The organism is Litchfieldia alkalitelluris (assembly GCF_002019645.1).
Classification (GTDB): Bacteria; Bacillota; Bacilli; order Bacillales; family Bacillaceae_L; genus Litchfieldia; species Litchfieldia alkalitelluris.
Window position 1 is genome coordinate 3,916,611 of sequence record NZ_KV917374.1, and the last position, 26,033, is coordinate 3,942,643.

Consider the following 26,033-nt stretch of genomic DNA (forward strand, 5'->3'; position numbering starts at 1 on the left):
ATGGTGCTAATCTTAATTAGCATGGATGTCTACACTGAAAATAACTTTGGTTGTGGAGTTCCATGAGCTACGATCCACTTGCTTTCCGCGGGGTGGTCCGTGAGCCTCCTCGTCGCCAAGGGCGGGCTTCTGCGGGGTCTCACGAGACCACTGGATCCCGCAGGAGTCAAGTGGCTCTCCGCTCATTCCACACTTAGTAAGTGCCTATTTGCATTCTCCATGGTGCTAATTTTAATTAGTATAGATGTCTACACTGAATATAACTTTGGTTGTGGTGTTTCATATGCTGCGATCCACTTGCAATACCGCGAGGGTTAAGTTTTGATTGAAAAAACAATTCTTCGATATAAGATTTTCGTTTTAAAAAAAGTAATTGACAATTCTATTAGTCACTTGTTATTATTCACATCAAGTGTAAAAAATAAAACTAAATAGTGATCTCTTATCAAGAGCAGGCAGAGGGATTTGGCCCGATGAAGCCCAGCAACCGACCGTAATACCATTGTGAAATGGGGCGCATTACTTTGTAATGAGCCAACACAGTATGGCACGGTGCTAATTCCAACAGGAAGATTATACTTTCTGGCAGATAAGAGGTGCGAAGTAATAGCTTCAAGCCTCTTTCTAACTGTGAAAGAGGCTTTTCTATGTCCAAAATAGTTAGCTTGAAAAGCTTCTTAAATACAATCAATTCTATTATTTTGGAGGTAATTCTATGGCAATTACTAGTAAATCTATTTATGAACCTTTAACAAGTAATTCAGCAATCGCATTAGCTACAAGGTTAGAACTATTTCAAGACTCATCCGCACTAACTTCAATAGAGATTGGGGACGGAAAGGTAAACCTTGTATTTCATATTGTTGATCAAACAACAAAAAAAGGAATTATTATTAAACAAGCTTTACCAAATGCCAAGGTTGTCAGTGAAAGTTTGCCTTTATCCCTAAAACGAGCAACAATTGAGAGTAATTACCTACTTATCAACGGAAATTACGTTTCACAATTCGTTCCTAAAGTTCATTACTGTGACGAGATACTCGCAGTAACTGTTATGGAGGATCTTTCACACTTACAGATATCTCGTGCTGGTTTTATTGAGGGTAAAGCGTATCCTAAACTTGCTGAACATATTGGAACATCTCTTGCTCATACATTATTTTACACATCTGATTTTGGGATGGAACCAATGAACAAGAAACAACTTGAAAAAAAGTTTTCAAACCCTGAATTGAGTAAAATTGCTGAGGACTTAGTTTTCACGAATCCATTTTTTGATCATCACACAAATCGCTTTGAAGTTGAGCTACAACAAGACATTACCAAAATTTCAGGAGACGAATTACTTAAACAAGAGGTAGCAAAGCTTAAGCACAAATTCTTAACACAAGCAGATGCGTTGTTACATGGGAACCTTCATACTGGAAGTATTTTTGCTAGCAATGAGGAAACAAAAGTAATTAATCCAACATTCTCCTTTTATGGTCCACTTGGATTTGATATTGGAATATTTATTGCAAGTTTATTATTAAATGCTGTTTCTCGTAAAGGCGAAAGTCAGCAACTTCCTTTATTCGACCATATTAATAAAACTTGGGAGGTGTTCTCTTCTACGTTTTCGGAATTATGGGAAAAAGATAGTTTAGAAGTTTACATTCACATTGATGGACTCTTAAACAATCTATTAGCACAAGTTTTTGAAGATACAATAGGCTTTGCAGGGTGCGAGCTAATTCGTCGTACAATTGGTCTTGCCGATGTAGCTGATTTAGATGGTATCACTAATGACAAAGAGAGACTTCAAGCAAAACGCCATGCATTAGAGTTAGGTAGACACTTAATTAAGAATCGAAAGGTCATTAAAGATACTGAACAGATTAAATATTATTTTAACAAAACACAAATATGAGATCCCATATTCAGTGGAGTGGTAAGATATACATATAAAAAATTCGGACCAAATAAATTTGCCTCTTATTACTGATTTTTGTAGAACTTTATATAACTTGAGATATGTGGTAAAGTTTCACCGTCTTATTCCGATACTGCTCAAAATCACTTAATCTCTTAGACCATCACAAAAAAGGAATTCTAACTAGTAACCTTCGTTGAATCAATAATACCTTATTTTAAGTAATTATCACATAATCTGTAGGTTTAAGAATAACTATAGAGAGCCATTTTAAATAAATTGCTACGTTTTTTCTAGAATAATAACGTTAATACATAATAAATGCTTTGGATTAAACCCAAGCATTTATTACGCTTTCTTATTGTCTAATGAAGATAATTATTTACAGAAGCATCTTGCTTATTGCAGACCCCTACCACGTTAGCTAATTCTAATTTAATTCCTCTCTATTCTTAACAATCATTTGACCTTTATGCTGGTTGACACTTAAGGTGGTCTCCTCACCATTTTTCAACTGAATCGTAATGAATTCCTCTTGATAACGTTCATCAATATAGACAAATAAATAGTCAGCTTCTTCAACATAAACGAATTCTTCACGTTCTCCTTGTTTGAATTCCAATAACCCAAAGCCTTCATCTGAATAATTAAATAAAGCAATCGCAGGCAAATCATCAACAGTCAATGCAAATGCTGTTAGTTCACCATCTATCCATTCATCTTGTTTAGTAATTTTTGCAATTTTTTTACTTAACGTATAATCTTCTCCATGAAAAAATTGAACTTCTTTCCACAACTCTTGCTGGATAGGATAATCCCCATTAGACCAAGTGCCTATTTGTGTGACTTGTCCTTCCTTACCAACACGTAATGTCACACCCATCGTCGGTGTTTCAGTATCATTCACATCGAATTCACCAACAGCATGTCCTTCTTCATAATGTTTTGGGAAAATAGTAAACTTTTTATCTGGATATTTTTCTAACAAATATTCAATGACTTGATCATATCGGTCATCATGCATGTTCCCTTTTATAGTAGGATAGGATACGTAGTACCCCACATACCCGATGACCAGCACACTTGTTAAGGCAATCGCCCATCTTACTCGCTTTTTTAATAATAGACAGATGAAGATAATCACAACTGAGACTGAAACTCCAATCAGTAAAAAATATATGTTTTCACTGGGACTCATAAACGTATCTCCCCTTAACCTATAGCTGACTTTTATAAATACAACAAAGTAAAAGAAAACAAACCGCAATCAATCTATATTTTCAAGGTTGAATAAAGTTGTTTGTTTGTCACTCAGTAGCCCACATTTCAGCTGGATTGACTTCATAGATATTAGTATCGCGATACATATAATGATTCATAATAAACTCTCTTCTAATCGTAGCAAAATCTTCATGAAATCTCTGAATATATTCGTTGATTTCTTTTTCTGTATATTTCTTTCCTGGTTCTAATCCTTCAACTAAATGCTCCAGTACGATAAGTTTTTTCTTTCTTTGAGCTGGAATAGTCTTTAATCGGCCATCTCTTGTTATAAAATTCTTTAATACTTTCTGTTTTTCAGACACGTTAATCTCTTTCTCTTCCATGTTCTCACCCTTCCCAAAAATAAGGCTAGTTGTCGCTTCAATTTGCATCTTTAAAACCGACTCATTTAGATAAAAATAAATTGTATTCTTATCTCTTCTCTGTTTAATAAGATCTGCATCTTTTAATTTAGTAATATGATGTGTAATAGTAGGTGGAGTAAGCCCTAACTTACCAGCCAACGCTTGCCCATGGAGTGGTCCTTTCCCCAATAACACAAGAATTCTCAACCGGGTGGGATCCCCCATTACTTTATGAAAATTTACAAGTTTGTTTAATTGCATAAAACACCTCACTAATTCGATACTAATCTAATTAGATAATAATAAAATTGGAGAAGATTGTCAATAAAAAACGTCAAACCGTTTCTATCTACAACCCTCCCCACATATTAAGATAGGCTATTTTCTTAAACTTTGTTGCTTTTGAAAGGTCGTCTAAATTACCTATCAACTAAGTAAAGTGACCATCTTTTCTTCCTAAATTAAAACCAGATCCCTAAGAAAATTTTGAGATTTAGTTTATATTAGGTAAGGAAGTAACAATCCTTCAGAAAAGGGCCTTATGATAAAACTCCCTCTAGTTTTAATAATTTTTCTTTTAAGTCTATTCTCTCTCCAGCATATCCTGTAAGTGCGTTATTCTTTCCCAATACACGATGACATGGTACCAATATCGGGATCGGATTTCGACGATTGGCTTGTCCCACAGCCCTAACAGCTTTTTGGTTATTAATATTAGTTGCTACATCCTGATAACTTACTATTTCTCCATAAGGAATTTTACATAACTCCTTCCACACATCTAATTGAAAGGAAGTTCCAACAAGTTTTAATGGGAGAGAAAAGCTTTTTCTGTCTCCCTTAAAATACTCTCCCAGTTGCTTTTCTGCTTTCAATAAAACAGATTCTGAGGGGTGATATACTCTAGCCTCTTTTTCATTTCTTTTATTAAAATCCAAATCGGATAAAGAAACGTCTATAATCTCACCGTTAGTAGAACTAATATATAAAATTCCTAATGGTGTTTGAACCTTTGTATAATAGATAGTCAAAAAACAGTCACTCCTCTAGACTTTGCTATTCTTACAGCTATTATATTATGTTTTTTTCTGAAAGTATCTAAAAAAGTCAGGTACCACCTAATATGGGTAGCCCTGACTTTTTCTCATAATAAACAATATTATAGTTTAAACTTTAAAATCATGTTATTCAATTGTCCAGCCAGTTCAGATAACGTCTCTGCATGATCTGAAATTTGTTCCATTGAACTATTCGTTTGTTGTACAGAAGCCGATGTTTGTTCAATTCCTGCAGCAGATTCTTCAGAAACTGAAGCGATATTTTCAATTGAAGTATTGATTTCAATGGTTCTTTCTGTAACATCAAAGAGGTGTTCAGAGATTCCCTTAATATTTTCCACCATTCTAGTTACATCTGAATTAATATCTTTGAAAGTCTGACTTGTCACATCTATTTGTTGAGTTCCTAATTCTACTTCCTTATACCCTATCTGCAACGATTCCGCCACGTTTTTAGATTCAGTTTGAATGCTACCTACTATCTCTGTAATATCAGATACAGAATCAGCTACTTGAACTGCTAATTTACGCACTTCATCAGCTACAACTGCAAAGCCTCTACCATGATCCCCTGCTCTCGCAGCTTCAATTGCTGCATTTAACGCAAGAAGATTAGTCTGAGCTGCAATATCTTGAATGACTTTTACTAGTGTTGAAATTTGCTTTGTTTGCGAGTCTAAACCATTCACTTTATCAACTGAAGACTTCATAATTTCGTTAATCTTATTCATTTGGTTTGTTGATGCATTCATATATTCATTTCCTTTTTGTGTCATTTCTAACACAAGAAGGGATGAATCATTTATATCTTGTCCATTACTATTTGCCGTTTGAATTCGATTTGTGAAAGTTTCCATTAATTCCGCAAGATGATTTGCAGTATTTGCTTGTTCCTCTGAACCTGTTGCAAGTTCTTGCATAGTCGATGCAACTTGTTGACTAGCAGCTTTTACCTCATTTGAAGATACTGTTAAAATCTCACTTTTTTCGGTAACTTGATTTGATACAGCTGAAATTTCCTGAATCATAGATTGTAAGCTTTCACGCATCATATTTATTGAATTGCTTAAAGAGCTAATTTCATCTTTTCCACTTGCATCAATTTCATCGACATTTAGATTACCATTGGCAATATTATTTGATACATCAATTAATATATTGAACTGTTGACCAATTTGACGGCCAATAAATAACATTACTAATGCACCAAGAATAGCTGAAATCACAATCGAAGCAATTAAAATAGTCACAGTAGTTGTTATACTAGTAGATGCATCATTAATTGATTGGTCACTATGCTCTTGAAGTGCTTTTCTTAACTCATCTAGAATTCCAACATTGACTGAGATTAAATCATCTGCTTGAGCTGAATAACTCATACTTTCTAATTTTTGTGACGCTTTTACTGAAGGTACTACTGATTCATTAAATAAAGTAACAAGTGCTTGTTCGTTACTAGTAACAGTTCTAAAGTAGCTTTTTAATAAATCCGAAGACATCGCTGGTCGAACTTGATCTGAAAGCTGTTCAAATTGTAATCTTTTCTCTTCGAAAGCATTTAAATGCCTAACATTATTTGTTTGGATGAACAGGCGTATTTCACTACCTAATTGTTCAAAGGTTGAAGTCATTTCAGTAATAATAATTGCATTTTTTCCATCTTGCTCAACGTTTTTCATTTCATTTTGAACATTTGAAAGTTGAAAGAAGATAACAATCGCAGATATTGCAAATAAGATGCTTGTGAGGGTAAACGCAAGTCCATATTTTTGCCCAATCTTTAAATTTTTCCATCCTTTCAATTGTGATAAAAGGTTAAGAATATTATTATCCTTCTTTTTACTCTCCCTTTTTTTAAAGCTCAATCTTTTGACCCAATTTAACGCCGATTTCATGTTCTGGCCCCCTAAAATTTTGTAACTGTATTATAATGGCTCAATATCAAGAAGATAGAACTATTGTGAATTTTTGGAATAATTTCACCAAAAACCATTCAACCTTTCTGCACAATTATAAAATAGTTATCTATGTTAATTAGAATCTTTTCCTTATTATCGGTATATATTTTGATATTTTCTACTATTCTTTAAAAAAAATTAAACATTTGTTTGATAAATACGAAAAGTATAGTTCTAAAGACCCATATCGAAAGATAGAGTCTATTTTTCTCTAGACTAAGCTAAACAATAATAAGAAATGGGTGACAAGATACTGGAGGATGTATCGGTGTCGTGACAACCGTAGGACCTTCAAACGAGGCTCAGGAACATCCACGGTATCGAGCGAGTTTATCGCAGTAAATGGAACTCGTTAACCACAGTTATTTCAGGGTAGACATCAATGCTAATTAAAATTAGCACCATGGAGTATGAAAAATTATACTTAGCTTAGTGTCTAGCTCCAGGCGCTATCGGCTCGGGGTCATAAGTCAATCCTGCTAGAAGGTTAAAGAACAACCTTCTAGTAGTCTCGCCTTATGCCTGTCGCCGATGATCGAGCGCCTTCCGCTTTTCGTTTTTCAGGGTAGACATCCATTCTAAATATGTATTTCGCACCATGGAGAATGAAAACAGGTACTTACTAAGTGTGGAATGAGCGGAGAGCCACTTGACTCCTGCGGGATCCAGTGGTCTCGTGAGACCCCGCAGGAGCTGAGCCCCTGGCGACGAGGAGGCTCACGGACCACCCCGCGGAAAGCAATTGGATCGCAGCTCAGGAACTCCACAACCAAAGTTATTTTCAGGGTAGACACCCATGCTAATTAGAATTAGCACCATGGAGGATTAAAATGTTTTGTGCCCTCAGTGTGGAGGGAGAGCAAATAGACAACTACTGATTTTTTCGGTCTCGAATATCTTCCATTCCCTTGTTGAGCTTTTGGCATGAGAAAGGGTATGAAACAACGCTTTTCATTTCCTTTCTTGAGCTCTTGGCATGAGAAAGGGAATGAAACAATGCTTTTTATTCCCTTTGTTGAGCTTTTGGCATGAGAAAGGGAATGAAACAACGCTTTTCATTCCGTTTGTTGAGCTTTTGGCATGAGAAAGGGAATGAAACAATGCTTTTTATTCCCTTTGTTGAGCTTTTGGCATGAGAAAGGGAATGAGACAATGCTTTTCATTCCCTTTGTTAGGCTTTAGGCATTAGTAAGGGAATTGGGACTCTCCGACCTAGGGATTTTCAGGGTAGACATCCATGCAAATTTAAATATTCACACCATGGAGGATGAAACTTGCTCCTCTAATTGGAATGAGCGGAAGGTCACTCGATTCCTGCGGGATGCAGCGGGCAAAGTGAGACCCCGCAGGAGCCAAAGAGCGACGAGGAGGCTCACCGCACGCCCCGCGGAAAGCGAGTGAACTGCAGCGAATGAATCTTCTACCTATGTATTTTCAGGGCAGACCCCAATGCTAATGAAATATTCGGACCATGGTGTATGAAAAAATGTTTCCTCCTCAGTGTGGAATGAGCGGAGAGCCACTTGACTCCTGCGGAATCCCGTGGTCTCGTGAGACCCCGCAGGAGCTGAGCCCCTGGCGACGAGGAGGCTCACGGACCACCCCGCGGAAAGCAAGTGGATCGCAGCTCATGGAACTCCACAACCAAAGGTATTTTCAGGGTAGACACCCATGCTAATTAAAATTAGCACCATGGAGTATGAAAAACTATACTTAGCTTAGTGTCTAGCTTCAGGCGCTATCGGCTCGGGGTCATAAGTCAATCCGGCAAGAAGGTTAAAAAGCAACCTTCTAGCCGGCTCGTCTTATGCCTGTCGCCGATGAACGAGCGCCTTCAGCATTTCTTTTTTCAGGGTAGACTATAAGGTTTAATAGAGATATTGATCATTTCAATGTTTTTCCACGTATAAGAAACCTTTTTTTTAGCTAATAATGTGATAAACTTAATTAGTTAGGCTCATTTTTATAATTATCAACAGATACGGTCAAGAAGGGACTTAATCCTTAAGCCAAAACCTACTTGTTTGACACTCACAATGGAAATAAAATTTAAATTCACCAATTGGTTTTGTTATAAGAAAGGAGATTCACCTTGAAAGTTATTGCAAGTACACTAAATGCAAAATATATTCATACTAGCTTATCAATTCGTTTTTTAAAGGCTTATGCTGCACCTGAATTTGATATTGAGTTAGCTGAATATACAATTAAAGATCCTGCTATGAATATCGTGACAGATCTATACAGTAAAAGACCAGATGTTATTGGGTTTAGCTGTTATATATGGAATATCGAAGAAACAATAAAAATCGTGAAAATGCTCAAGAAAATAGATTCGAACATCACGATTGTCCTAGGTGGTCCGGAAGTTTCTTATGATGTAAGAGAGTGGTTAGAGCGTCTACCTGAAGTGGATTTCATTGTAATCGGTGAGGGAGAAGAAACGTTTAAACAGTTATTAACTGAGTTATCAGGTGAGCACGAATATAAAAAGGTGAGTGGAATTGGATATCATGCAGATAATTCTGTAACAATTAACCCACAACGAAACAAACTTGATTTAAAAGAATTACCATCACCTTTTCGTTTTGAAGAAGATAAAAAACAGCTTTCAAAACGTGTCACTTATATAGAAACAAGTCGTGGCTGCCCGTTTAGTTGTCAATTTTGCCTTTCATCAATAGAAGTTGGTGTTCGGTATTTTGACCGCGATAGAGTGAAAGAAGATATTCGTTATTTAATGCAAAATGGCGCCAAAACGATCAAATTTGTAGATCGCACCTTTAATATTAGTAGAAGCTATGCAATGGAGATGTTTCAATTCCTGATTGATGAACATCAACCCGGAACAGTGTTTCAATTTGAAATTACAGCAGACATTATGCGCCCTGAGGTGATTCAATTTTTAAATGAACAAGCACCTCAAGGATTATTTAGATTTGAGATTGGTGTTCAGTCTACAAATGATGCAACAAATGAACTCGTCATGAGAAAACAAAATTTCAGCAAGCTTCAGCGTACTGTTACAATGGTTAAAGATGGTGGTAAAATTGATCAACATTTAGACTTAATAGCAGGTTTGCCTGAGGAAGATTATGATTCATTCAAAAACACCTTCAATGAAGTGTTTGAAATGAGACCCGAAGAATTACAGTTAGGTTTTCTCAAAATGCTTCGTGGGACTGGCTTAAGACTTCGTGCTGATCAACACAACTATGTATATATGGACCATTCTCCATATGAAATTCTGGGGAATAATGTATTATCTTTTGATGATATTACAAGAATTAAACAAGTTGAGGATGTGTTAGAAAAATATTGGAATGATCATCGTATGAATCATACCGTTGAATATCTAGTTTCACACGTATTCACAACCCCTTTTGACTTCTTCCAAGAATTTGGAACTTACTGGGATCAACAGGGATGGTCTAGAATAGGACATCAACTTGAAGATTTATTTACAAGATTGCTTTTATTCCTTGAATCTAAGCAAGTGAAAGATATCGAAATGATTGAAGGATTAATGAAGTATGATTACTTCCTTCATCAGAAGTACAAGCCCCGTAAACCTTGGTGGGATGATTTTATGACAAAACAAAAAAGGACAGAGGTATATCAAAGAATTAGTTCAACCCCTTCTGTTCTTGGGTCAGAATTTATCAACCTGTCCTTAACTGAAAAGGATTTATATAAGCATACGATTGTAGAAGAGCTCCCGTTTGATTTGAATCATTACATCCAAACTGGTTTAATACTACAAGTCAAAACAGATACGATTATTTACTTTGATCCAATTGACCACAAAGCAAAATTCTTTAATGAAAAATCCTATATTGATTATTTAGTAAAAGCACAGAACTAATTAAGTTCTGTGCTTTTTTTTATTATCTTCAGTATTTACTTTATTGTCTTTATTATCAGGCGTTTTAACTAATAAATCGATTATTTTAGCTGAATTATAGTCTCCCATTTCATGGCCAAATTCTTCATTAACTGATAAATTTTTTTTAGCCATTATTCGCCCGTACTATTTCCTTTTTTCGAATTTCGGTTAGCTCCTTTAATCGGCTCCTCAGCAGTAGCCTCTGCAGAAAATTCAGTATCCGGTAAACTCTCAGTTGGTGTAAAAGCGGTTTTTCTTGCTGCATCTTTCTTTACTTTTCTTTTCATATTAATTATCATTCCTTTCATCTTCATGTTTATATGCAATTAAAACTATTTCTTCACCTGTTTTCGAACGCAAACGCTCTTCAGTTTGTTTGACAAATTCTAGTTCAGCTGGTGATAAATGTGCTACTGGAAATTCTTCTTGTTCCATTTCATTTCCTCACTTTTGTAGTGCTTAATTTTCAGTCTTATTTTGCTCTATTTTCTAAAGGTCCATTCTTTATAATTTAATCCTTTTTTCATATATAAGAGCAAAGTGTTTGAACTCATACTCATAATAATTACACAGCCGTTGATACTAAAGCTAAGACTAAAAAAGGGGTGATGGAATGACAAAGAAGAACAAAACTAGTCAATCAGTTGATTCTCCAATTTTAGATGAAACTCAACCACATCAAATTAATGCGCCTTCCTTTAAAGGTACTGGTATTAAGATGGAAAAACCTTTTATTAATGAACATGGTGTAGTAATAGGAGATAGCTATTATGATTCACCACAATCACCATTAAATAATTGGAGTGAGGAAGTCGACCCTTCAGTTATGGCTGGGGATGAATGGGTTCATCCTACAAATGATATCGGGTGGAATACAAGTGAAAATAGAGACTTATTAGAACAAAAACAAGTCCCACAAGGAGTACCATTTATGCATCCTACAAAGGATGTCTCTAAGAGTACCGATTGATGGGTTAAAGCAAAAAACTTACATTTCGAACATCCGGCTGAATTTTTCATCATTCCAGCCGGATGTTTTCTATTTAATTCCAGATTTCCTCTCCATTGTCTTTTCCCATGCTAAAAAGAATAATTGGAACTACTCCCACTGAATTTTGGTTGACCTCATTAATACCGTAGTTTGACGATATTCCTATCTACCGCTCGCACTACAAGTCATTGAAGAAAATTCAAAAAACCCCCAAAATAGGGGATAGCTATGGCTTTAAAATTACCTTTATACAATCTTCCTTTTTTTCATCAAAAATCTCATATCCATATGCGGCTTTTTCTAAAGGGATTTGATGAGTAATAATATCAGTAGGATCAAATTTCTCATCAACAATCATTTTATACAATTCCGGTAGATAGTGAATGATTGGTGCTTGCCCCATTTTTAAGGTAACATTCCGTGCGAATAAATCCCCTAGAGGAAATTGATTATATCTTGTGCCATAAACCCCGACTAGCTGTAGCGTTCCACCTTTTCGAACACATTGTGCTCCAAGGACAATTGCACCCATTGCCCCACCTTGAAGCTTTAGCGCAGATTCAACCATTTCCACAACAGTCATTTTCCCATCTAGACCTACACAGTCTATAACCACATCTGCCCCGCCTTGGGTAATCTCCTTTAAGTATTCTCCACAGTGTTCTATTTTTGTAAAATCATATACTTCTACGTTATTTACTTTTCGTGCATGTTCCAAGCGATAACCGATATAATCAACAGCAATGACTCTTTTAGCTCCCTTTAACCAGGCAAACTTTTGTGTTAATAGCCCAACAGGACCACAACCCAAAACAATAACTGTATCCCCTTGCTTCACACCTGCATTATCAACTCCCCAGTACGCAGTAGGGATAATGTCGGATAAAAATAGGATCTTCTCATCTTCAAGCTCACAATCCTGCGGTACTAAAAATGGTGTGAAATTTCCATAAGGAACCCGTAAATAGTCAGCTTGTCCACCTGGATATCCTCCAAAAGTTTCTGAGTAACCAAAATAGGCCCCTGCATCTCCATGAGGATTCGAGTTATCACACTGACTTTCTAACTCATGTTGGCAAAACCAGCATTGTCCACAAGATACATTGAATGGAACGATGACGCGGTCACCCTTTTTTACCTTCGTTACATCTGGCCCAACCTCTTCCACAATCCCCATTGGTTCATGTCCGATAATATAATCCTTAGGCATATTGGGCATCATTCCATGTATTAAATGAAGATCGGATCCACATATCGCAGTGCTTGTTATTCTTACAATCACATCTTCACGTTCCTGAATACTTGGCTCTGGGACCTCCTTTACTTTTACATTTTTCATTCCTTGGTAGGTAACAGCTTTCATCAAATTCATCCCTTCGTGCTTTTTTGCTTTGGTTTTATCGCAAATAACGAAATAATTGCTGCAATTATACAAACTGCAGTGGTTGAGTAAAACATCATTAAATCAGATTTTTTCATCAAAATTGCAAAAACAGGTGGACCCAAAGCGACTCCAACGAATCTCATGGAACTATAGATTGATGTTATTGTTCCACGTTCTTCCTTTTCAATACCTTCTGTTAAAAGAGCATCGAGGCATGGTAAACTAACACCTATCCCCACTCCACACAGAAAGAAAATAGATAACAAAAACCATAAATTAGTTGAAAAACTAATAGTAAACACCGAAACAGCTACTATAACTATTCCAGCAAATGAAATCCATTTCATCAATGGCTTATTTTTGCTGATTTTTTTCCCTGTAATGTAAGAAGAAAGACAAAGCGCACCAAGAGGAATGGCTAAAATTAAACCTTTTTTTACTCCGTGAATCCCGTATTTATCTTCTAACATACTAGAGAGGTAAAATAACACGCCAAAAAGAACATACATTAAAATACAGCCTACGATAAAAATTCCATAAATCCATCTTCCTTTTTCCTTAAAGATTGATTTAATGTTGAATAAAAATACCTTGAAAGATTGTGCTTCTGTCTTTTTTGGGGGTTTTACAAGAAAAGACATCATAAAAATTGAAATTAAACAAAAAGCTGGAAATGCTAAAAAAGGTAAAAACCAGACGAGTCCAGCTAAAAATGCTCCTAATATAGGAGAAAGAACCTTTCCAAACGTATTCGAGGTTTCTATTACCCCTAAACTACTGGATACTTCCTTATCACTTTTAAATAGATCTCCAACTAGTGGAAGAACGATTGGAAAGGAACCTGCTGCTCCGACTCCTTGTAAGACTCTCCCTACTAACACCATGAAGTATGCATCTTCAATCTTCCATGATGCCCAACCAGCGACCAATCCCCCAATTGCAGCAATAATTAGACTGGGGATAATTACTTTTTTCCTCCCGATTCGATCTGATAAATAGCCAGCAATCGGAATAAGTATGATGGCAACAATCGAGTAAACAGTAATAATCATACTTGATTGAAAAGCTGAGATCCCTAGCTCCTTTTCAAATGTTGGTAAAACAGGTATTAACATGGAGTTTCCTAGGGTCATTACTAATGGAATTGAAGCAATAGAAACAATTGCCCAGCTTTTCCCGGAAGCTTTATGTTCTTTTTCTTTTTGTTTGTTATAAGAAAGCTTTTTAGAGTACTCCATACATCCATTCCTTATCAATTAATTATTATCAAAGGCTCTTTTCTGTAAGATTGATGTAATTGTCTATTTTACAAGAAAAATCACTAGTTCTTCCAGAACACGGAAGAGCGCTTTACTTTGTTCATAGTGATTTTAAAGACACATACAGAAATAGCCTTATCAACGATTAGACATTTGAGTAGTCTTTCCACTTAGTTAGTGTGCCATATATATGTAAGGATATGTATATTCTTATTTAGGTAACAACTTCCGCTCTAAAAATAAAAAAGCACTGAGATGTCAGTGCTTTTTACGAATTTATTATAGTTAACCGATAATGACTCGCTCTTTTGGATAATGATAATTTGGATCCGCTGCTTTTTTACTAATTAAGAATAAAAATGATAAAATCCCAATCCTTCCAACAAACATAAGAAACATGATGACAAATTTTCCTATGTCGCTAAGGTATGGAGTTATTCCCATCGATAAACCAGTGGTCCCGAATGCTGAGCATACTTCAAATAGAATCTCTATTAATGAAAATGGCTCTGTTATTGACAAAATAATCAACGAAGTAAAACACAATAACATCGCCATCATTGTAACTACAAGAGATTTTATAACATCCTCTTCTAGCAATTCTCGTTTAAAGATTTTTATATTTTTCTTTCCTCTTGCAAAGTGAAATAAAAATAAGATATTCAAGGCAAAGGTTGTTGTTCTTATTCCTCCACCAACCGAACTAGGTGAGGCGCCTATAAACATTAAACCACAGATAACTAGAAGGGTAGGGTTTGTAAAATCGCTAATATTCATCGTCGCTAACCCACCACTTCTAGTGGTCACAGATTGGAATAGCGCATAAAAGAAGGACTCTATGAATGATTTCCCCTGAAAAAAGTGGTTAAACTCCAATATTCCTATGATTAATGTTCCAAAAATAATTAGTAGCATAAACGTTAAAGTTGTTAATTTTGTGAAAAGTGAAAAGCGATAACGCTGATTTTTTTTATTCAGTAAAAAATCCTTCACTTCTATTAACACAGGAAAGCCAATAGCACCAAGTGTAATAAGCAGGATTGTCACAAATTGAACAAAGTAATCATTGGCATATGGAATTAGTGATTGCCCTGTAATATCAAAACCACCATTGGTAGTTGCACTAACTGAAGCGAAAAAACCATGAAGATAGGCTTCTTGCCAAGTTGGGTAATAGTTTAAGAAATAGGTACCTAATATAAAAGCGCCACTTAATTCAATTACAATAATAATGACAAGAATATGTCTTAATAAGTTTACTAAACCAGATAAGCTTGTTTGATTTTGATCGACCATGATTAATTTACGTTCCCTAAGGCCAATCTTTCTCCCCATCACTAGCCAAATGAATGTCCCCAATGTCATAACCCCGATTCCACCAAATTGGAGAACAAAGGCTAACAAAAAAATACCAGTTACACTGAATGTATCCGCAGTTGAAACTACCGTTAACCCTGTTACACTAACAGCACTTACTGCAGTAAATAGAGCGTTTATGAAAGAAAGCTCTACACCCTCCCTATGTGCAACAGGAAGGCTTAGCAAAATGACTGATACAGTAACAGCAATAAAGTAGAATGTAACAATTAACTGAGCTGGGGTTAATTTATGTAAAAAATATATGAATTTAGACCACATGTGAATCTCATTCCTAACTATTACTACTTTCAAAACTATTGTAGTATTATTAAACGTACTTGTATATCATATAAAAAAAGTTTAAAAATATAAAGGTAGTTTTTACATTAATTAATAATTTATGATGTTTATAACTAATATAATGAATAAAAATACCCCTATCAGAAAATATAGGGGTATTTGCTATTATTTATTTTGCTTCTAGACGACGAATACGCTCATTTAAGTCAGGGTGACTTGAAAATAACAGATTCGTACCTTTTTTATTGTTAATTTTTAATGTTGCAAGTGACGCCTGTTCTCCATCAACACGATTTGTATAGTTCTGAAGAGACCTTAATGCATGAATCATCTTATCTTTACCGGCTAGATCAGCCCCGCCGTTATCCGCATGGAATTCACGGTATCGTGAGTAAGCCAATACAACAAGACTTCCAAGTATTGAAAATGCTATTTGGAAAACAATTATCGCGATAAAATGGACGATTGGCGCTAAATCTTCTCTTGCAAATCTTGATACAATCCATGCAGCAATACGAGCAAAGAATACAACAAAAGTATTAACTACTCCTTGTAAAAGGGTCATTGTTACCATATCACCGTTTGCAATATGTGCTACTTCGTGAGCTAAAACACCTTCTACTGCATCGTCATCCATTGTTTGTAGAAGTCCTGCAGAAACAGCAACTAATGATCTGTTTTTTGAAGGACCTGTTGCAAAGGCATTTACTTCAGGAGAATTATAAATCCCGACCTCTGGCATCTTGGTAATCCCAGCTGCTCGAGAAAGTCTGTGGACTTTTTCAACAAGTTGACGTTCCATTGGAGATAATGGTCCATCTTCCTTAAGTACCTTAACACCCATCATCATTTTTGCCATCCAACGAGACATAGCTAATGACATAAATGCACCAGTAAAACCAACTACTGCACTAAAAGCTAAAAGTGAGGTGAATTGAATTTGGCCATCCTGTATATAATTTCCAATTGGAAGTATTGATAATACAATCCCAATTGTAACCATGACTAATATATTAGTTGCAATTAATAAAAATATCCTTTTCCCCATCATTGACCTCCACTTTATTTTAAGTTCATATGAACTTATTATAAGGTTTTCACTATCAAAAAGCAATTAATTTTGAACAAACTCACTTGAGATATTGACGAGTTTTTTGATAATAGATACGATAGAGGGAACTAGAACTTTCGAGGTGAATAATGGGTACATTTGAACTTTCAAGGAGTACGCTTGTTGAACTATTAATTACTCTCAGGGAAAACACAGAGCAGTCTCCAATCGAAACATTAAAAACTGCATGGGAAACTAATTTACAAAAGAAACATCTAGGATCAGGATTCACGTCTTTCTCTCTTTCAAACCTACCTCCTGTTTTAGCAAAAGTTGGACGCCTAAAGCCGGAATCTGCTGGACTTTCGATCAATGATATCGCGCACCTAGGAAACTTATTAGAATTTGCCAAAGTCACATCAACAGCTATCCAAAACTGGGTGAAAAGAGATATTAAAGAACTTATTGGGCCCCCAATGCTCGGCAAAAAATACTCGATTGATCAAGCGGCTATTTTATTTATAGTAGAAGACTTAAAGATGGTCTTAGATTTTGAATCCATTCGGAAGGTCTTAACATTAGTATTCAATAATCCAATTGATCGAACAGATGACATCATAGATCCTGTTATGTTTTATAAAGGGTACTCTGATATCTTTAAAGAGATTTATCAATCTGATCAAATTGAAAGACTTGAAACTGTTATTGAGGAAAGAGCACTACAATTTATAAATAGTGCTAATATTGATCATTCAAACAAAGAAACAGTTAAAAATCTCTTGTCTCTTGCTGTAATGGCAATCTTCACTTCGTGTTACCAGTCTAAAGCTAGACTCTATCTTCGCAAAACGATACTTTAATCTGGGTTGGTTAATGCTCCTACAAATCTTTATGCTTAAAGTCACATGTTGTGACATGATCATTGACCAGCCCAACTGCCTGCATGAACGAATAACAAATGGTTGTACCAACAAACTTAAAGCCTCTCTTTTTTAAATCCCTGCTCATGGCGTTACTAATTTCAGTAGAAGTTGGTACTTCATTCTGATTCTCAAAAAAATTAATGATTGGTTGTCCATCAACAAAAGACCAAATATATCTACTAAATGATCCAAATTCTGTTTTTACATCCATTGCAGCTTTAGCATTTGTAATTACGGAACTTATTTTTAATCGATGGCGAACAATCCCACTATTTTGCAATAGCTGGTTCACCTTCTCATCATCATAATGACAGATTTTTTCTATATCGAATTGGTCAAATGCCTGGCGGTAATTTTCTCGTTTTTTTAGAATTGTAAACCAACTTAACCCCGCTTGTGCTCCTTCAAGAGTTATGTATTCAAAAAGTAATCGGTCATCAAATACAGGAACTCCCCACTCCTGGTCATGATATTTGATATATAAAGGATCACTATTTACCCACTGACATCTATTCACCATCTCTCACCCCACTTTTTTATTATATATGTTAATTTTATATAAAACGGAAAGAATAATCCTTATATTCGTTTAAATAGTATAAGGAGTTTTTCATGATACAAGTTATAGGAATTACTCATCAACAAGAGGTCATTTCAAATATACCGCTAAATGAATTTGATTCCTCATCTTATAGATGGTGCTGGATTGATTTCAATAAACCTACAAATCAGGAAATAGATTACCTTGATACTGTATTTAGGTTCCATCCATTAGCTATAGAAGATTGCACACATGGTTTACAACGTCCAAAGCTCGATTATTATGAAGATTATACCTTCTTTGTAACTCACATCTTAACTAAGAGTTTAACAAAGGAAGAACTAAACTTTTTTATTGGTGATGGTTTCATCGTTACATTTCATTTTGAGGATTCTAAAGAACTAAATGATATATGGAACAAAATTATCAAGAGGCAGAACATTGAGAAGTGGAATGAATTTACAGTGTTTTACCATATTCTAGATAAAATTGTGGATCACTATTTTGTGGTATTATATCAAATAGAAGATCGACTCGATAAAATTGAGAATAATCATGAAGATAAGATGGATTTGCTATTGGATCAACTGTTCGATACAAGACATGATTTATTAACGATGAGACACACAGTTGATCCTATGAGAGATTTATTATACAGAATGATAAATTCGCATCACTTAGATGGAATTGAAAAACGAAAAGAGTACTTTGGTGATATATATGACCATTTATTAAAACTATCTGAGATGATCACGTCTAATCGTGAAATCACATCTGATATTAGGGATAGCTATATCTCAATAAATTCTCATCAAACCAATAAAATCGTCCGAATCTTAACCATTATTACATCCATATTTGCACCATTAACATTTATCGCAGGTATTTACGGGATGAATTTTAATTATATGCCGGAACTTAATTGGCGATACGGTTATCTAGGAGCACTAGCCATAATGACTTGTACCTCTATTGCCATGTTTATCTGGTTTAAACGAAAAGGCTGGTTTTAGTTAACCAATCGCGAGCGGAGCTACTCGCCCCCTTTGGATCTAGCGTTTCGGGAGACCCGCTGGTGCCAAAAACGATGAGCGACGAGGCTTACGGACGTCCGTGGTATCCCGCAAGTGGATCGCAGCACATGAAACTCCACTATCTAGGTTACTTTCAGGGAGATGATATCTATAACTTAAATTAAGTTCTCTTAAAATCCTAAATCCTTACTTCAAATACATCCATTTCCAGTATGGAATTTTACTTTCTCCTTATACTAATTATGAAACAAAATAAAAACAAGGAGATGAGTATAATGGCAAACAATAGTAATAAATTACTTGTTCCTGGTATTGAACAAGCTTTAGATCAAATTAAGTATGAAATTGCCCAAGAATTCGGTGTGAAACTTGGATCAGATACAGTATCACGTGCAAATGGATCTGTTGGTGGAGAAATTACAAAACGCTTAGTAGCTCAAGCGCAATCTCAATTAAAAGGCGAGTAATTTTACACAACTGAATATATATGGAAAGAGCCGAAGGTATTGACCTTCGGCTTAGCTATTAGTTGTTTTTATCCCTACCGTTACTGTGACCATTGCCATTACTGTTACCTCTACCATTACCAGGCAGATTCTTTAGTCTTTGTTCTAGTCTTTCCCGTGGTGATTTTAAGTGGTCTAACTCCGAAGACTTCTTTTTAACTTCTTCCTTCTTTTTTCCATTACTACGATTTAAAGCATTATTTTTCTTCTTTTCGTCACTAGCAACTTTGTTTTTCCCATTTGATTCATTACTATTATTCTTGTTTTCTTTGTTACTTTTCCCATTGTTATGTTTTTGATTTTCCAGCCTATTGTTCTTACCATTATTATTTTCATCATTTACACTTTTCTTGTTTCGATTACTTTTATTAATCTTTTCTTTTTCATCATCTATTGTTTTAGTTGTTGTTGTTATTTCAGCCGGCACAATATTCTTTTCAGCCTTAGAGGTATCCGGTACGGTATCTACCGTATTCTTCAACTCTTTTTCTTTTTGTTTTTCCAACTGAATCAACTTACCTGTGGATATCCCCTGCGATCTTGCTTTTTCGCGCACCTCAAGATTACTTTTTTCAGTCGTTACAATAATTTGTTTACCCTTCTCATATTGCTCACTTAAATCTTCTAGTTCTTGGTCAATTTTACTGCTTGCCTTAGTTTCATTGCCATTAACTATTGTAGTAATCAGAACTTCTTTAGTATCATGATCTAGAAATCCATCTTGCATACTTTTTTCAATGATTGCCTCAGTTACAGTATCAATATGCTTATTTTTCCAATCAGCAAAATTATTTAACAGCTTTGTACCATCGTCATTCATCGCTACAAGGCTTATAACATCAAGATGTTCATTAATTCCAATTTCTACGCTTGGATTAATATCAATTGATACATACGCATAGACCTTATTAGATGTAAGCATCATTGGTAAAAAAGAGATAAATAAGAGGACTGCCGCGAGAACACTTGTAGAATAAATAATCACATTTTTCTTTTTAACACGACTCCAAAAAGATGGCTTTTTTGTTTCAATTTCTTCAATAGGATAAAAGTAAAATTCCTCTCCAAGACTGACATTTGCTCGGTTTCTTGCTTTCAAAAACTCACCATCGGGAGTCAAGACTGTACAAAACTCATCCTCAACACTCATAACTATTCCTTTTTTCACTCAGGTAACACCCCCTTTATATAGTCTTTTAGGTATTCAAAGTCTTCGGAAAATATTAATGTCATACCTATAATATATTTTCGATTTCTTTCTATCGTTTTACGGCTAACTTCTACTATTTTCTCTAATTTTTTTACTGGTAATTGTTTCTTTTCAAATAAAGTTGTTTTTAAAGCTTCATCTTCAGCAATGATTTTAGCGATTTTGAGAGCGTTTTGACGAGCATCAACATGTTTAGGGGAATGGTTAACTATTTCATTAAACGAGAGCCCAAATTCAGTTAATAGCTGATGAAATCGAAGGATTTCTTCTTTCCTCTTTTCAGTATCAATTGAATTTTGGTATTGCTCAATGGATTGTTTCGCTTCAACTTTCGCATAAAAATTCTCATCATCATTGTCTGAAAAATCGATTCTTAAAGTTTTATTTCTAGATTCTTTACGTATGAAATCAATTACTCTTCGTTTTATTAACAGGTCTGCAAAAGTTAATAAAGAACTACCCTTATCAGCAGAATATTTTTCAATTGCTTCGTTAAAAGCGATTAGACCTATGCTAAACTCATCATCCTGTTCACTGATAAACCTTTTACACACAGACGAAACTGATTTCGCGATAAATGGTTTGTATTTCTCAATAAAATCATTTTGCAAATCTTTATCACCTTGTTGTATTTGTAGAACAGTAGTTTCTAGCGTGTTCTTGGTTCTCCCAAGCTTAAATAATAAACTTAGCACGGTTTCACCTCAATTCTATAATATCATTCGTACATCGTACCGTTTTTTTGAGGGGGGCTCAATAGTAATTTTTTCTTATATTTTTCACATTGGTATTTACTTTCAATTAACATGAGCAATTATTAGTGGTTGTCTACCCTGAAAATTACTTGGTTGGGGAGTTCCATGAGCTGCGATCCACTTGCTTTCCGCGGGGTGGTCCGTGAGCCTCCTCGTCGCCAGGGGCGGGCTTCTGCGGGGTCTCACGAGACCACTGGATCCCGCAGGAGTCAAGTGGCTCTCCGCTCATTCCACATTGAGGAGGAAACATTTTTTCATACACCATGGTGCGAAATACTTATTTAGCATGGTTGTCTACCCTGAAAAAAGAAATGCGGAAGGCGCTCGTTCATCGGCGACAGGCATAAGACGAGCCGGCTAGAAGGTTGCTTTTTAACCTTCTAGGGTGGATTGACTTAGACCTGAGAGCCGATAGCGCCTGGAGCTAGACACTAAGCTAAGTATAATTTTTCATCCTCCATGGTGCGAAATACTTATTTAGCATGGTTGTCTACCCTGAAAATTACTTTGGTAGTGGAGTTTCATGTGTTGCGATCCACTTGATTTAGTTCCTCCTTGTTTTCGCTTCAGCAGCTGAATCATTAAGAGCCTATGATTTAGTTCTTCCTTGTTCTCGCTTCGGCAACTGACTCATAGAAGGCCTATGATTCACTTCCTCCTTGTTTTCGCTTCAGCAACTGACTCATAGAAGGCCTATGATTCACTTCCTCCTTGTTTTCGCTTCAGCAACTGAATCATAGAAGGCCTATGATTCACTTCCTCCTTGTCTTCGCTTCGGCAACTGACTCATAGAAGGCCTATGATTTAGTTCCTCCTTGTTTTCTCTTCGGCAACTGAATCATAGAAGGCCTATGATTCACTTCCTCCTTGTCTTCGCTTCGGCAACTGACTCATAGAAGGCCTATGATTTAGTTCCTCCTTGTTTTCTCTTCAGCAACTGAATCATTAAGAGCCTATGATTTAGTTCTTCCTTGTTCTCGCTTCAGCAAATGAATCATAGAAGGCCTATAATTTAGTTCCTCCTTATTCTCGCTTCGGCAACTGAATCATAGAAGGCCTATAATTCACTTCCTCCTTGTTTTCGCTTCACAAAATGAATCATTAAGCGCCTATGATCACTTCCGTTTTGATTTACTTGGCAACTATATTAAAACCACTGGAATCATCTAAATCCCGACCATTATACCCAATTATTAAGCAAACCCTTTTTTAACTACATGTGCGAATTTAATTACCATGCAGTCTGCGTTGAAAATACCTAGGGTTAAAAAGTTACTCGTTGCGATTCACTTGCTTTTCGGGGCGGTTAGTGAGCCTCCCTCGTCGCTTTTTTGTTCCCACGGGTCTCCAGCAGACCGCAATCCCGCGGCGTCAAGTGGCTCTCGGCTTATTCCACACTAGGTGAGTAAGAGAGATTACTTAAAGTTTGTTTCTATCTAACAACTGTAGAATTTTAGTTTCCCACTAGAAGCTGGCATTTTCTTTAACAAAAAAACTCCTAGTTTAGGAGTTTTTAAAGTTAATATTAATGATTTTCTACTTTTTTCAGTTCTGTTTCTGTTTCTTGAACCTCTTCTGCAGTTTCTTTTGATAAAAACCATCCACCAACTGCAATAGCTATCAATATAACCCAGAATGTAATTTTCCACTCTGGAGATTTTGGAAAACTTTCAGATAAAACACCAAGTTCATGGTGTGATAATGTATATACTGCTAACTTGACCCCAACCCAACCTACGATAAGAAAAGCTGCTGTCTCAAGTCCTGGCTTACGATGTAATAACTTTACAAATTGGCTTGCTGCAAATCTCATGATAATCAATCCAATAAGACCTCCAGCAAAAATAACCATAAATTGTCCTCCATCTAGCCCACCGATTTTTGGTAGAGTTGTAGCAGGAAGTGTCACCGCTAGTGCCACAGCTGCGAGGATTGAATCAACTGCAAACGCAATGTCTGCAAGCTCAACTTTGAATACAGTCATCCAAAAGCCCGATGATTTCTTTTCTTTAACAACAACATCTGGATTGACTCTCTTTGATAAAAACTTCTTCAGTAAGTGATTAATAGCAATAAATAATAGATAAATAGCACCAATTGCCTGAACCTGCCATAGATTTACTAAAAACGATATAGCGAATAATGATCCAAATCTAAAAACAAATGCTCCTGCTAAACCGTAAAATAAAGCCTTTTTTCGCTTTTCTTCAGGTAAGTGTTTTACCATAATTGCCATAACAAGGGCATTATCTGCTGCTAGTATTCCTTCTAAGGCGATTAGAATAAGTAATACCCAGCCATACTCCAAAAGAATTGATACATCCATTTTAAATTTCTCCCCTATCTTTTTTCTGCTCTGTTCTACTACAAACGCAAAAAAACCTTTGCCTCTAGGCAAAGGTCTTGCTAAGCACAAACGAACGTGCCAACAAAGCCGATGGAGATTAATCCATGGAATGACGACTTTGTTTTCGGATTACTCCGAACGCTACTCCCCTTTGAACATGGAAGAACTTCTTATTTACGTTAGTAACATTATAATTGAACTAGGGATAATTTGTCAATTATTTTTTCCTTGACGTAAACGTATCTAATGGCACGGATTCCTCTTTTACTTTTTTATTTTTTTTTATAAGGTGGACCATTATTAAAACTATTGCTATTAGTGCTCCTGCTGGTAATAGGTATTGTTTAGCTAAAGAACCTACTTGTTCCCACTTAGGACCGAGTAAAAATCCAAGATATACATATAAAAATGTAATTGGAAACATTGCAAGAAAAGTATAAACGCTAAAGGTTATTACATTCATTTTCGCCATACCACAAGGAATTGAAATGATCGTTCTTACACCTGGTAAGAACCTGGCGGTAAAAGCAACACTTGCGCCATATTTTTCAAAAAAGGCATCTGCCTTTTCTAGTTGCTTTTCTTTAATAAAGAAGTAACGACCATATTTTAAGATAAATGGTCTTCCAGCGTAGCGACCCAAAGCGTATAAAGTTAACGGTCCTGTTGTACCACCAATGGTTCCTGCTAAAACAACTAACCATAAGTTCATATCACCCTGGTAGACCCAGTATCCTGCTAACGGTAGTATCACTTCTGCAGGTACAAATTCAATGGTTAGTGCGAGTAAAATACCAAGATACGAAAACTGCTTAAATGTCTCAATAAGATTTAAAATAAATTCTTCCATATAAACTCCTCACCATTCAAAAAAGAACATTTTTACTATACAATACCAAATGTTTACTTAAAACACTAGTTGGATTTCATTACCATTATGTGAGAATCCTTCATTGGTAAAACTAAGATAACACAATTTTGATAAGGAGTGTACGAAATATGCATACAATGTGGAAAGGCTCGATAAGCTTCGGATTAGTTAATATACCTATCAAACTTTTTGCTGCCACAGAGGACAAAGATGTAAAATTACGAAACCTACACAAAGAATGCCATACACCTATTCAATATGAGAAAATATGCTCTCATTGTGAAAAGGATATATCAAATGATGATATCGTCAAAGGTTATGAGTATGTTAAGGGGAAATTTATTATCCTTACCGACGATGAATTAAAGGAATTAAAGGACGAGCATGAAGATAAAAGTGTTGAGATTGTGGACTTTGTCAATTTAGAAGATATTGACCCAATCTATTTTAGTCGTTCTTATTTTATGGGCCCTGGTGAAAATGGAGTTAAAGCATATGGACTGTTAAGAGAAGCATTAAAGAAATCAGGGAAAATTGGGATAGCAGAAATAACGATTCGCTCTAAACAGCAAATGGCAATTATACGTGTATATAAAAATTCACTTGTAATGGAAACCATCCATTATCCTGATGAAGTGCGGAATGTTGCAGAGGTACCTGCAGTTCCTGAAAATGTTGATATTAATGAAAAAGAACTCGAAACAGCAATAATGTTAATCGATCAACTTTCAACCGAATTTGAACCAGAAAAATATAAGGATGATTATCGTACAGCTCTTCTTGATTTAATTCAATCTAAGGTAAATAACAATGAAGGAACGACTCCTGTGGAAACCGCTCCACGCTCGAATGTTGTTGATTTAATGAGCGCCCTTCAAGCTAGTATTGAACGGACCAAAGCGAACGATGGTACAACAGGAACTAAAAGAAAAGCAACTACCAAGCAACCTGCAGCAGTAAAAGAGCCTACACCTAATGCAGAACCAATAGCAAAAGAGACAACTGCCCCTAAAGTAAGAACAACTCGTAAAAAGGTAGGGGGATAAAATTGTGTAGGGGG

At 35.7% G+C, this 26,033-nt stretch carries 23 protein-coding genes and 2 riboswitches; of the genes, 7 read left to right on the top strand and 16 right to left on the bottom strand.

All coding sequences use genetic code 11. The features are described 5' to 3' along the window. Positions 1 to 439 precede the first annotated feature (439 nt). Positions 440 to 596, top strand: a riboswitch (SAM riboswitch). A gap of 119 nt (positions 597 to 715) precedes the next feature. Next, positions 716 to 1,909 (top strand): S-methyl-5-thioribose kinase, encoded by a 1,194-nt coding sequence (mtnK, locus tag BK579_RS18285; RefSeq protein ID WP_078547937.1) that lies wholly within the window; start codon positions 716 to 718, stop codon positions 1,907 to 1,909. A 433-nt stretch (positions 1,910 to 2,342) separates the two neighbouring features. On the opposite strand, the gene BK579_RS18290 is transcribed toward mtnK, so the two are convergent. From BK579_RS18290 to BK579_RS18305, 4 genes are all read right to left on the bottom strand, one after another. Then, positions 2,343 to 3,110: a hypothetical protein gene (locus BK579_RS18290; protein WP_078547939.1), complete on the bottom strand. Its 768-nt coding sequence runs from the start codon at positions 3,108 to 3,110 to the stop codon at positions 2,343 to 2,345. 109 nt (positions 3,111 to 3,219) lie between these two features. Further along, positions 3,220 to 3,801, bottom strand: a complete 582-nt coding sequence (locus BK579_RS18295; protein ID WP_078547941.1) for a DUF2087 domain-containing protein — start codon at positions 3,799 to 3,801, stop codon at positions 3,220 to 3,222. Between the two features lie 278 nt (positions 3,802 to 4,079). Then, positions 4,080 to 4,571, bottom strand: coding sequence for a methylated-DNA--[protein]-cysteine S-methyltransferase (locus BK579_RS18300; protein ID WP_407936255.1), 492 nt, complete (start codon positions 4,569 to 4,571; stop codon positions 4,080 to 4,082). 128 nt (positions 4,572 to 4,699) lie between these two features. Then, positions 4,700 to 6,493, bottom strand: coding sequence for a methyl-accepting chemotaxis protein (locus BK579_RS18305; RefSeq protein ID WP_078547943.1), 1,794 nt, complete (start codon positions 6,491 to 6,493; stop codon positions 4,700 to 4,702). Positions 6,494 to 8,648: 2,155 nt separating this feature from the next. On the opposite strand from BK579_RS18305, the gene BK579_RS18310 reads away from it, so the two are divergent. Then, positions 8,649 to 10,421: a B12-binding domain-containing radical SAM protein gene (locus BK579_RS18310; RefSeq protein WP_078547945.1), complete on the top strand. Its 1,773-nt coding sequence runs from the start codon at positions 8,649 to 8,651 to the stop codon at positions 10,419 to 10,421. Here BK579_RS18310 and BK579_RS25745 read toward each other — a convergent pair whose 3' ends face one another. Genes BK579_RS25745 through BK579_RS25755 form a run of 3 tightly spaced genes read right to left on the bottom strand, consistent with a single transcriptional unit; the run spans position 10,422 to position 10,877 of the window. After that, positions 10,422 to 10,574 carry a hypothetical protein gene (locus BK579_RS25745; protein WP_169891180.1) on the bottom strand — a complete coding sequence of 51 codons (153 nt, stop codon included), beginning with the start codon at positions 10,572 to 10,574 and terminating at the stop codon, positions 10,422 to 10,424. It lies immediately after the preceding gene. Then, positions 10,574 to 10,729: a hypothetical protein gene (locus tag BK579_RS25750; RefSeq protein ID WP_169891181.1), complete on the bottom strand. Its 156-nt coding sequence runs from the start codon at positions 10,727 to 10,729 to the stop codon at positions 10,574 to 10,576. The genes BK579_RS25745 and BK579_RS25750 overlap by 1 nt, the downstream gene beginning before the upstream one ends. A 1-nt stretch (position 10,730) precedes the next feature. Then, a complete protein-coding gene (locus BK579_RS25755; protein ID WP_169891182.1) occupies positions 10,731 to 10,877 on the bottom strand; it encodes a hypothetical protein in 147 nt (48 codons plus the stop codon). A 178-nt stretch (positions 10,878 to 11,055) separates the two neighbouring features. On the opposite strand from BK579_RS25755, the gene BK579_RS18315 reads away from it, so the two are divergent. Then, the gene (locus BK579_RS18315) at positions 11,056 to 11,412 is read left to right on the top strand and encodes a DUF3905 domain-containing protein (RefSeq protein ID WP_078547947.1); all 357 of its coding nucleotides are present in this window, start codon (positions 11,056 to 11,058) and stop codon (positions 11,410 to 11,412) included. Between the two features lie 247 nt (positions 11,413 to 11,659). On the opposite strand, the gene BK579_RS18320 is transcribed toward BK579_RS18315, so the two are convergent. From BK579_RS18320 to htpX, 4 genes are all read right to left on the bottom strand, one after another. Next, positions 11,660 to 12,796, bottom strand: coding sequence for a zinc-dependent alcohol dehydrogenase (locus BK579_RS18320; protein WP_078547949.1), 1,137 nt, complete (start codon positions 12,794 to 12,796; stop codon positions 11,660 to 11,662). A 5-nt stretch (positions 12,797 to 12,801) separates the two neighbouring features. Then, the gene (locus BK579_RS18325; RefSeq protein ID WP_078547951.1) at positions 12,802 to 14,055 is read right to left on the bottom strand and encodes a bacillibactin exporter BcbE; all 1,254 of its coding nucleotides are present in this window, start codon (positions 14,053 to 14,055) and stop codon (positions 12,802 to 12,804) included. 306 nt (positions 14,056 to 14,361) lie between these two features. Next, positions 14,362 to 15,714, bottom strand: a complete 1,353-nt coding sequence (locus tag BK579_RS18330) for a TrkH family potassium uptake protein (RefSeq protein ID WP_078547953.1) — start codon at positions 15,712 to 15,714, stop codon at positions 14,362 to 14,364. A 190-nt stretch (positions 15,715 to 15,904) separates the two neighbouring features. Next, positions 15,905 to 16,783 (bottom strand): protease HtpX, encoded by an 879-nt coding sequence (gene htpX / locus BK579_RS18335; RefSeq protein ID WP_078547955.1) that lies wholly within the window; start codon positions 16,781 to 16,783, stop codon positions 15,905 to 15,907. A 152-nt stretch (positions 16,784 to 16,935) separates the two neighbouring features. On the opposite strand from htpX, the gene BK579_RS18340 reads away from it, so the two are divergent. Beyond that, entirely contained in the window at positions 16,936 to 17,646 is a 711-nt protein-coding gene (locus BK579_RS18340; protein ID WP_078547957.1) for a DUF1836 domain-containing protein, read from the top strand. A 19-nt stretch (positions 17,647 to 17,665) separates the two neighbouring features. Here BK579_RS18340 and BK579_RS18345 read toward each other — a convergent pair whose 3' ends face one another. Further along, the gene (locus BK579_RS18345; RefSeq protein WP_078550675.1) at positions 17,666 to 18,226 is read right to left on the bottom strand and encodes a DNA-3-methyladenine glycosylase I; all 561 of its coding nucleotides are present in this window, start codon (positions 18,224 to 18,226) and stop codon (positions 17,666 to 17,668) included. A gap of 95 nt (positions 18,227 to 18,321) precedes the next feature. On the opposite strand from BK579_RS18345, the gene corA reads away from it, so the two are divergent. Both corA and BK579_RS18355 read left to right on the top strand, forming a co-directional pair. Next, the gene (gene corA / locus BK579_RS18350; RefSeq protein WP_078547959.1) at positions 18,322 to 19,263 is read left to right on the top strand and encodes a magnesium/cobalt transporter CorA; all 942 of its coding nucleotides are present in this window, start codon (positions 18,322 to 18,324) and stop codon (positions 19,261 to 19,263) included. A gap of 296 nt (positions 19,264 to 19,559) precedes the next feature. Continuing rightward, positions 19,560 to 19,751 carry an alpha/beta-type small acid-soluble spore protein gene (locus tag BK579_RS18355; RefSeq protein ID WP_078547961.1) on the top strand — a complete coding sequence of 64 codons (192 nt, stop codon included), beginning with the start codon at positions 19,560 to 19,562 and terminating at the stop codon, positions 19,749 to 19,751. A 58-nt stretch (positions 19,752 to 19,809) separates the two neighbouring features. Here the strand turns inward: BK579_RS18355 and BK579_RS18360 are convergent, their stop codons facing one another. From BK579_RS18360 to BK579_RS18375, 4 genes are all read right to left on the bottom strand, one after another. Beyond that, entirely contained in the window at positions 19,810 to 20,958 is a 1,149-nt protein-coding gene (locus BK579_RS18360; protein WP_078547963.1) for an anti-sigma factor domain-containing protein, read from the bottom strand. Continuing rightward, positions 20,955 to 21,695, bottom strand: coding sequence for an RNA polymerase sigma factor SigI (gene sigI / locus BK579_RS18365; protein ID WP_078547965.1), 741 nt, complete (start codon positions 21,693 to 21,695; stop codon positions 20,955 to 20,957). Before sigI ends, BK579_RS18360 begins: the two co-directional genes overlap by 4 nt. Positions 21,696 to 23,280: 1,585 nt before the next feature. Continuing rightward, positions 23,281 to 24,081: a TerC family protein gene (locus BK579_RS18370; RefSeq protein ID WP_078547967.1), complete on the bottom strand. Its 801-nt coding sequence runs from the start codon at positions 24,079 to 24,081 to the stop codon at positions 23,281 to 23,283. A gap of 82 nt (positions 24,082 to 24,163) precedes the next feature. Further along, positions 24,164 to 24,264, bottom strand: a riboswitch (yybP-ykoY riboswitch). Positions 24,265 to 24,319: 55 nt separating this feature from the next. Beyond that, positions 24,320 to 24,952: a DedA family protein gene (locus tag BK579_RS18375; RefSeq protein ID WP_078547969.1), complete on the bottom strand. Its 633-nt coding sequence runs from the start codon at positions 24,950 to 24,952 to the stop codon at positions 24,320 to 24,322. A gap of 149 nt (positions 24,953 to 25,101) precedes the next feature. Between BK579_RS18375 and ku the strand changes: the two genes are divergently transcribed. After that, the gene (gene ku, locus BK579_RS18380) at positions 25,102 to 26,019 is read left to right on the top strand and encodes a non-homologous end joining protein Ku (protein WP_078547971.1); all 918 of its coding nucleotides are present in this window, start codon (positions 25,102 to 25,104) and stop codon (positions 26,017 to 26,019) included. The last annotated feature ends 14 nt before the right edge of the window (positions 26,020 to 26,033 follow it).

Excerpts from the sequence above, each read along its gene's own strand:
- BK579_RS18315 (WP_078547947.1), top strand. The coding sequence starts at position 11,056 with ATGACAAAGAAGAACAAAACTAGTCAATCAGTTGATTCTCCAATTTTA.
- BK579_RS18370 (WP_078547967.1), bottom strand. The coding sequence starts at position 24,081 with ATGGATGTATCAATTCTTTTGGAGTATGGCTGGGTATTACTTATTCTA.
- BK579_RS18340 (WP_078547957.1), top strand. The coding sequence starts at position 16,936 with ATGGGTACATTTGAACTTTCAAGGAGTACGCTTGTTGAACTATTAATT.
- BK579_RS18355 (WP_078547961.1), top strand. The coding sequence starts at position 19,560 with ATGGCAAACAATAGTAATAAATTACTTGTTCCTGGTATTGAACAAGCT.
- BK579_RS18375 (WP_078547969.1), bottom strand. The coding sequence starts at position 24,952 with ATGGAAGAATTTATTTTAAATCTTATTGAGACATTTAAGCAGTTTTCG.
- BK579_RS18330 (WP_078547953.1), bottom strand. The coding sequence starts at position 15,714 with ATGTGGTCTAAATTCATATATTTTTTACATAAATTAACCCCAGCTCAG.
- BK579_RS18325 (WP_078547951.1), bottom strand. The coding sequence starts at position 14,055 with ATGGAGTACTCTAAAAAGCTTTCTTATAACAAACAAAAAGAAAAAGAA.
- BK579_RS18305 (WP_078547943.1), bottom strand. The coding sequence starts at position 6,493 with ATGAAATCGGCGTTAAATTGGGTCAAAAGATTGAGCTTTAAAAAAAGG.
- BK579_RS18295 (WP_078547941.1), bottom strand. The coding sequence starts at position 3,801 with ATGCAATTAAACAAACTTGTAAATTTTCATAAAGTAATGGGGGATCCC.
- BK579_RS18320 (WP_078547949.1), bottom strand. The coding sequence starts at position 12,796 with ATGAAAGCTGTTACCTACCAAGGAATGAAAAATGTAAAAGTAAAGGAG.
- BK579_RS25745 (WP_169891180.1), bottom strand. The coding sequence starts at position 10,574 with ATGGCTAAAAAAAATTTATCAGTTAATGAAGAATTTGGCCATGAAATG.
- mtnK (WP_078547937.1), top strand. The coding sequence starts at position 716 with ATGGCAATTACTAGTAAATCTATTTATGAACCTTTAACAAGTAATTCA.
- BK579_RS25750 (WP_169891181.1), bottom strand. The coding sequence starts at position 10,729 with ATGAAAAGAAAAGTAAAGAAAGATGCAGCAAGAAAAACCGCTTTTACA.
- corA (WP_078547959.1), top strand. The coding sequence starts at position 18,322 with ATGATACAAGTTATAGGAATTACTCATCAACAAGAGGTCATTTCAAAT.
- BK579_RS18290 (WP_078547939.1), bottom strand. The coding sequence starts at position 3,110 with ATGAGTCCCAGTGAAAACATATATTTTTTACTGATTGGAGTTTCAGTC.
- ku (WP_078547971.1), top strand. The coding sequence starts at position 25,102 with ATGCATACAATGTGGAAAGGCTCGATAAGCTTCGGATTAGTTAATATA.
- htpX (WP_078547955.1), bottom strand. The coding sequence starts at position 16,783 with ATGGGGAAAAGGATATTTTTATTAATTGCAACTAATATATTAGTCATG.
- BK579_RS25755 (WP_169891182.1), bottom strand. The coding sequence starts at position 10,877 with ATGGAACAAGAAGAATTTCCAGTAGCACATTTATCACCAGCTGAACTA.